This window comes from Arthrobacter sp. TB 26, assembly GCF_000427315.1.
Taxonomy (GTDB): Bacteria; Actinomycetota; Actinomycetes; order Actinomycetales; family Micrococcaceae; genus Arthrobacter.
This window is the reverse complement of record NZ_AUPJ01000517.1, coordinates 1-6,362: the sequence shown is the minus strand read 5'-3', so window position 1 is coordinate 6,362 and position 6,362 is coordinate 1. Positions and strand designations below refer to the sequence as shown.

The 6,362-nt window shown below is 69.4% G+C and carries 7 protein-coding genes; 3 read left to right on the top strand and 4 right to left on the bottom strand.

Features of this window, described 5'->3' with window-relative positions; all coding sequences use genetic code 11:
• The 3 genes from K789_RS26605 to K789_RS0120510 all read right to left on the bottom strand — a co-directional run.
• Nucleotides 1–1,036 (bottom strand): PEP/pyruvate-binding domain-containing protein (locus K789_RS26605; RefSeq protein WP_306376631.1); only part of this gene is annotated, 1,036 nt, incomplete at its 3' end.
• Nucleotides 1,026–1,295 (bottom strand): PEP/pyruvate-binding domain-containing protein, encoded by a 270-nt coding sequence (locus tag K789_RS26600; RefSeq protein WP_306376630.1) that lies wholly within the window; start codon nt 1,293–1,295, stop codon nt 1,026–1,028. The genes K789_RS26605 and K789_RS26600, both read right to left, overlap by 11 nt.
• 105 nt (nt 1,296–1,400) lie before the next feature.
• On the bottom strand, nt 1,401–2,438 hold the full coding sequence (locus tag K789_RS0120510) for a universal stress protein (protein WP_024368384.1): 1,038 nt from the start codon (nt 2,436–2,438) through the stop codon (nt 1,401–1,403).
• A gap of 468 nt (nt 2,439–2,906) precedes the next feature.
• On the opposite strand from K789_RS0120510, the gene K789_RS0120505 reads away from it, so the two are divergent.
• The gene (locus tag K789_RS0120505) at nt 2,907–3,533 is read left to right on the top strand and encodes an FAD-binding protein (RefSeq protein WP_035740461.1); all 627 of its coding nucleotides are present in this window, start codon (nt 2,907–2,909) and stop codon (nt 3,531–3,533) included.
• A 97-nt stretch (nt 3,534–3,630) separates the two neighbouring features.
• Here K789_RS0120505 and K789_RS0120500 read toward each other — a convergent pair whose 3' ends face one another.
• Nucleotides 3,631–4,224, bottom strand: coding sequence for a copper resistance CopC family protein (locus tag K789_RS0120500; RefSeq protein WP_024368382.1), 594 nt, complete (start codon nt 4,222–4,224; stop codon nt 3,631–3,633).
• A gap of 111 nt (nt 4,225–4,335) precedes the next feature.
• Between K789_RS0120500 and K789_RS0120495 the strand changes: the two genes are divergently transcribed.
• Both K789_RS0120495 and K789_RS0120490 read left to right on the top strand, forming a co-directional pair.
• Nucleotides 4,336–5,778: an NCS2 family permease gene (locus K789_RS0120495; protein ID WP_024368381.1), complete on the top strand. Its 1,443-nt coding sequence runs from the start codon at nt 4,336–4,338 to the stop codon at nt 5,776–5,778.
• A 144-nt stretch (nt 5,779–5,922) separates the two neighbouring features.
• On the top strand, nt 5,923–6,362 hold a 440-nt coding region (locus K789_RS0120490; RefSeq protein ID WP_024368387.1), incomplete at its 3' end, for an arginase family protein.

Sequence of the window (6,362 nt, the reverse complement as noted above, 5' to 3'; positions counted from 1 at the left end):
CCCGCCACGGGGACCGGCTGGTGACGGAAAACCGGGCGTCCTCGAACAGTCCGCGCAGCACCGCCGCGGAGCGGGCCTCCATCACGTCGAACACGCGCGGCACGATGGCCCGTCCAACGGCGCTGCGGACCACCGGGGTCAGGTCGAAGAAGAGGCGCTGGCCGGCCTGGACATACGGCGGCGGACCGTCGTGGGGCACGGGGACCTCGAAATGCGCCGCGCGGGCCACTGACGAGGCAATCAGCCGGAAGGCCGCCAGCCCCATCGGCGTCAGCGGGCGGGTCAGGCCCTGGGCCAGGCTGAAACAGAGGTAGACGCGGGTCCCTTCCGGGACCATCTGCCGCTCCGGCGGCGGGTAGAGGGTGGTAATGGGCCGCGACTGCGTCAGCCACGCGGCTCCGCCGCCGTCGATGGCCCATTCGAGGTCCTGCGGCGCGCCGAAGTGCACTGCCGCGCGGCGGCCGAGGAGCTCCAGCGACAGGAGCTGGGCATCGTCCAGACACGGCAGCGACCCGGCGCCGGGCTGGTCGATCCGTTCAGTTCCCCCGCCCGGCAGCGGCCGGACCGCCAGCGCTTTGCTCCCGATCCGGCGCTCGAGGATTCTTCGGGTGGCGCTGTCGACCACAAAGTGGTCCGGGTTGACGGCCCCGGAGACCACGGCCTCGCCGAGCCCGGGGCTGGCATCGATGACCGCCTCCCGCCGCCGTCCGGTGACCGGGTTGGCGGTGAACAGGACACCTGCCACGGCTGCGTCCACCATCCGCTGGACCACTACGGCGAGCGACACCGCCGAGGGGCTGATCCCGTGGGTGGCGCGGTAGCTTACGGCGCGGTCCGTCCAGAGCGAGGCCCAGCACTGCCGGACCGCCGCCAGGACGGCCTCCACGCCCACGACGTTCAGGTAGGTGTCCTGCTGGCCGGCGAAACTGGCGAACGGCAGGTCCTCGGCGGTAGCGGAGGAGCGGACTGCCACTGGGACGTCAGCTCCCAGCGCCGCATAGGCGTCACGGACGGCCGTGGCGATGTCAGTGGGCACGTCGGTGGCCAGGACGAGGCGGCGGGCGGCGGCGGCCANNCAGCCCGGCCAGCCGCGGCAGGTCATCCGGGGCGGTCTCGGCCAGGTCAGCGTGGACAACGTCGAGGCCGGCCGGCGACGTGGCGCGGCGGTAGGCCTGCGTGGTCAAGCAGAAACCGGCCGGAACCGGCAGCCCTGCCCGGATCAGTTCACCGAGGTTGGCCGCCTTGCCGCCGACGTCGGGAAGCAGTTCCGTGCCGGCCAGCTCCAGTGCGAGCACCAGCCCCGGTTCCCGCCGCGGCCTGCGTGTGCCTGGTCGCTGCCCCATCTGTTGGCCCTCCCCTCAGCACGCAAGTGTGCGGTCCCGGGTCCGGCCGGGGACCCGCTACGAATCCCCGAGAATGGGTCCGAAGTTCACCCGGTCAGCCAGCCGGGGATCCTCCCGGTCCGGGACCACCATGACGGGGCCCTTGGCGTGATGCAGGATCCCGTCGGAGGTCGACCCGAGCAGCATCCCGGCGAAGCCGCCGCGGCCGCGGGTGCCGACGACCACCAGTTCCACCTGCCGGCTGGCTTCGACGAGGATGTCCACGGGTGAGCCATCCACGAGCTGGGTTTCCACCGTGAGGTGCGGAAAGTGGCTCCTGATCCAGGCGGTGCCGGCGTCGAGCTGGGTCCGGATGTCGGCGAAGAGCGCTTCGCGGTCCATCGGCGCGGGCACCCAGGCCAGCGACCCGTTGTACTGCGGGACGGCGCACACCACCCGCAGCGGCGCGGAGAGCCGTTCGGCCTGCGCGGCCGCTTCCAGTACCGCCACGCGGGCCTGTTCGGAGCCGTCGACACCCACCACCACAACGTTTTCGACCGGGACGCGTCCGGACTTCGCCCGCTCCGCGAGGACATGCTTGTCGTCGGTGGTTTCGCCCAGGCGGTCGGCGCAGATCAGGGGCACGGTGACGGTGGGGCACTTGGCGTGCGCGGGGAGGGCGCTGCTGACGGAGCCGAGCAGCCGGCCGACGAAGCCGCCCCGGCCCCGGGTGCCGAAGACCAGCAGTTCAGCGGTTTCGGACATTTCCAGCAGGACGCCGGAGGCATCGCCGTTTTCGACGGAGGCGTCGACGTCGATCGGGTACCCGGCGACCTTGTTCACGGCCTGCTTCAGGATGGCCTCCGCGCCCTCGCGGATCACCGAATCGTCGACCGTGGCGTAACCGCCGTCGAGGCCCGACGCGGCGAAGATCGGAACGGAGTAGGCGGTGACGATGTGCAAGGGGCGGTTGCGGCGCTCGGCTTCGCGGGCGGCCCACACCAGGGCGCACTTGCTGTGGTCTGAACCGTCGACGCCGACCACGATCCCTCGGGGAGCCGCGGACCCGCCGGGGGATTCCCCTGCCGGATCCGGATGCACCTGTTCTCGGCCCATGGGGTCCGCCTCCTCGCGATTCTTGCCTGATGTTGCGGCTATTCTGCCAGACGTGTCCGAGTGCAGCGTCCAACGGCGACGCGCCCGAAGAATCTGCGGCCAGAACCCCTGGTTTTCCCAACTATTCTCGGTTTGCCGGGAACAAGCAAGCGGCCGGAGGGGCGGCCGGTCCGGCGATCGTCACGCAGGTTTTACCCAGTGTTAACGCGGCGTCCGGTGACCCCGGATCAGGGCGGATGAAAGCCCCGGGACCACCCCGAGAGCCCGGAAATCCCGGGATCCGCCAATGTTTCATCTGCTCTATCCAAGGCGGCAAATGTTAGGTAGTCTTCGAGGCGTTGCTGAACCGAGACTCGTGTTTCAGAACGCCGCGCCAGGGGCACTGCGTTCGGAGCGGGCAGCGGAATGCGTCCGGGGCACCAGCCCCGCAACAGGCATCAATCGAGGAAGGACCCTGCAGTGTCGAGCATGCCAATGTCCGCGGAGATCGAACGGACCGCAGCCATTGTGATCGGCACCGGTCTGTCCGGGCTGGCGGTGGCCAGCGAGCTGCAGCGGCGCGGGGTGGACTCCATCATCGTGGACGGGCTCGATCTGTTGGGTGCCGGGCATCCGGCCAATACGTCGTCCCTGCAGCGCTGCGACGCGGCCGACGCCGCCAGCCTGCGGGAACGCAACGAAATCCTCCGGCATCTGCGGAACTACGCCGCCAGCCACAAGTTGGACGTCCGGAACAATATCCGTGCACTGCAGCTGGACCACGTTGACGCCGGCATCACCGGCCCCGGCCAGCAGTGGGCCGTCCGCACGCCGGGCGGCATCCTGCTGGCCGATCACCTCGTCCTGACGCGCTGCGCCCACAGCCAGCTGCGCCGGATGCTCTCCGAGCTTGGTGTGGCCGCGGGGCAAAACCTCATGGCGGCAATGCACGCCCTCGGGATGTACCTCGTGGGGGTGGGCGAACTCATCACGCCGACGCCGAAGGAAGTGCTGCGCCAGGCGAAGGTTGTGGGCCAGGCGATCTCCGCCAAGGTCTACCCCGACGGCTTTCCCGCCGTTCTGCCCGGGGCCTACGCCCTCGCCGCGCCGGCCTGACCGGAAGATTCCGCCCCCTACCCAACGCAACGCGGGGTCACCTACGGCCCATCAGTGGGATCCGGATGGGCGCGGAGTGACCCCGCGTTGCTTCTGGTCAGCTGCCGGAGTCGTTGCCGGAGCCCGGCTTGAGCCGGCTCTTGGCCATCAGGCCCAGGACTACCAGGATGCCGATGGCCGTTCCAACGAAGATCACAATGCTCCAGGGGAACGGCTCCGAGGAGCTGGTCCGCGGCTCCGGCGCCGGCGTGATGCCCGGCTGGGCGGTTCCCATCGTGGGAACCGCAGCAGCCGCCGTCGAGCCTGTCGCCCCGGCGGTGGCGGTAAACGTGAAGGTGCCCTCGATGGGGTGGCCGTCCGAGCTGGCTACACGCCACGCGACCGTGTACAGCCCTGCCGGGGCGCCGGGCTTGAGCTTCTGCGAGGCGACGTTGTCCACGATTTCGACGGCGCCGTCGGCCCAATTGGCCCCGTCCGCATGGTTCACCGCGACCTGGGAACCCAGCGCCAGCGGATTCCTGCTGAACGTGATCGACACCTTCTCCGGCGGCGCCGCCACCGTGGCGCCGGAGGCCGGGCTGGTGGACTCGGCGACGTCGTGGGCCGAGGCCGGAGCAACCGCACCCAGCAGGGCGGCGGCGAAGATCGCGGCGCCCAGCAGGGCAGTCAAGAGCTGTCGGATGAGGCGCATGGGAAAAGCTGCTCCTAGTGTTGGCTTCCTTACAGACTAGGCGAAATCGGCCGGACGCTGCGTTTGCGCCTAATAGGATTCAACTAACCATCCACATCCCCCGGAGGACTAATGCTCAAGCAGGGCTCTGCACTCGACCGGTACTTCAAGATATCCGAGCGGGGGTCGAACTTCTCGCGGGAGATCCGTGGAGGCTTTGCCACGTTCTTTGCGATGAGCTACATCGTGGTGCTGAACCCGCTGATCCTCTCGGGTCCCGATTCCTCCGGCGCCACCCTGGGCTTCCCCGCCGTCGCCGCCGTAACCGCCCTCGTGGCCGGCATCCTGACCATCCTGATGGGGGCGTGGGCCAAGCACCCCTTCGCGCTGGCGACGGGCCTCGGCGTCAACGCCTTCGTCGCCGTTACGGTGGCCACCAACCCCGGGCTGACCTGGCCGGACATGATGGGCCTGGTGGTGCTCTCGGGTGTCACCATGCTGATCCTGGTCCTCACCGGTTTCCGGACCGCCGTGTTCAAGGCGGTCCCGGAAGGGCTGAAGACGGCGATCGTGGTGGGCATCGGCCTGTTCATCGCCCTGATCGGACTGGTCAACGCGGGCTTTGTGCGCCGCATCCCGGATGTTGCCGGGACCACCGTGCCGGTGGGCCTGGGCTTCGACGGCAAGCTCGTGGGGTGGCCCACCCTGGTCTTTGTCTTCGGCCTGATCCTGACCATCGCCCTCGTGGTCCGCAAGGTCAAGGGCGCGATCCTGATCGGCATCGTCGCCTCGACCATCCTGTCCGTGATCCTGGAATTCACCCTGCACATCGGTCCCAGCTTCGACGGCAAGACCTACAACCCGGCAGGCTGGTCCCTTGTGGCCCCAGCGTTCTCCGAATGGGCCGCCCCGGACCTGTCCCTGATCGGCAAGGCCAACCCGTTCGGCGCGTTTGAGCACCTCGGTTTCGTCGCCGCGACCCTGCTGGCGTTCGTGATCCTGCTGAGCATCTTCTTCGATGCCATGGGAACCATGGTGGGCCTGGCCACCGAGGCCGGCACCATCGACAAGGACGGCAACATCCCCAATGTCGACCGGGTGCTGCAGGTGGACGCACTCGGCGCGATCATCGGCGGCGGAGCCTCCGTCTCCTCGAACCAGATCTACGTCGAGTCCGGTGCCGGCATCGGCGAAGGCGCCCGGACCGGCCTCGCCTCGATTGTCACCGGCCTGCTGTTCATCGTGGCCATGTTCTTCACCCCGCTGATCAACCTCGTTCCGTTCGAGGCCGTGGCGCCGGCGCTCGTCGTCGTCGGTTTTATGATGGTCTCCCAGGTCGGCAAGATCGATTGGCAGGATCTGGGCATCGCCATCCCGGCCTTCCTGACCTTCACCCTGATGCCGTTCACCTACTCGATCGCCAACGGCCTCGGCGCCGGCTTCATCACCTTCGTCCTGATCCGCACTTTCCAGGGCCGCGCGCGCGAGGTGCACCCGCTGATGTGGGCTGTGGCCGCGGCCTTCCTGCTGTTCTTCGCGATCGGCCCGATTGAGGCGGCGCTGGGGCTTCACTAACCTGCGCGTCCCTCTCCCCTCCCCCTGCGGGCGTGGGCCCTCTCGGCGGCGTTTAAGGCCTCTACAGAGGCAGGTTCCGGGATTTCGGACAGTACGACGGCGGCGCGGCTGGTTTTCCGGCCCGGGCTGCGGTGAGCTAGGGGCATGGTTTCTCCCGTTCCCGCCGTTGATGTCCCGCCGCAGCCTTGGACCGGACGGTTCGACGGCGACGGCCCCGAGCACCGGCGCTGGTGGCAGGCCATCACGCCCTACGCCCCGCGCCGCGCCCAGCCCGGGCGGCCCGTCGTGCGCCCGGCGGTGATTCTCGGTTTCGGCAGCGACGCCGGGGTGCGCCGCAACAAGGGCCGAACGGGGGCCGCCGCGGCCCCCGCCGCGATCCGCGCCGCCCTCGCTCCGCTCGCCTACCACCTGGGCCGGGACGTGCACGACGCCGGCGACGTCACCGTGGCCGGGGATGCCCTGGAGGCAGGGCAGGCGCGTGCCGGGCTCGCCATCACCAGCCTGCTCGACGCCGGGCAACTTCCCGTCGTGCTGGGCGGCGGGCACGAGACCGCGTTCGCGAGCTACCTTGGCGTGGCCGGATC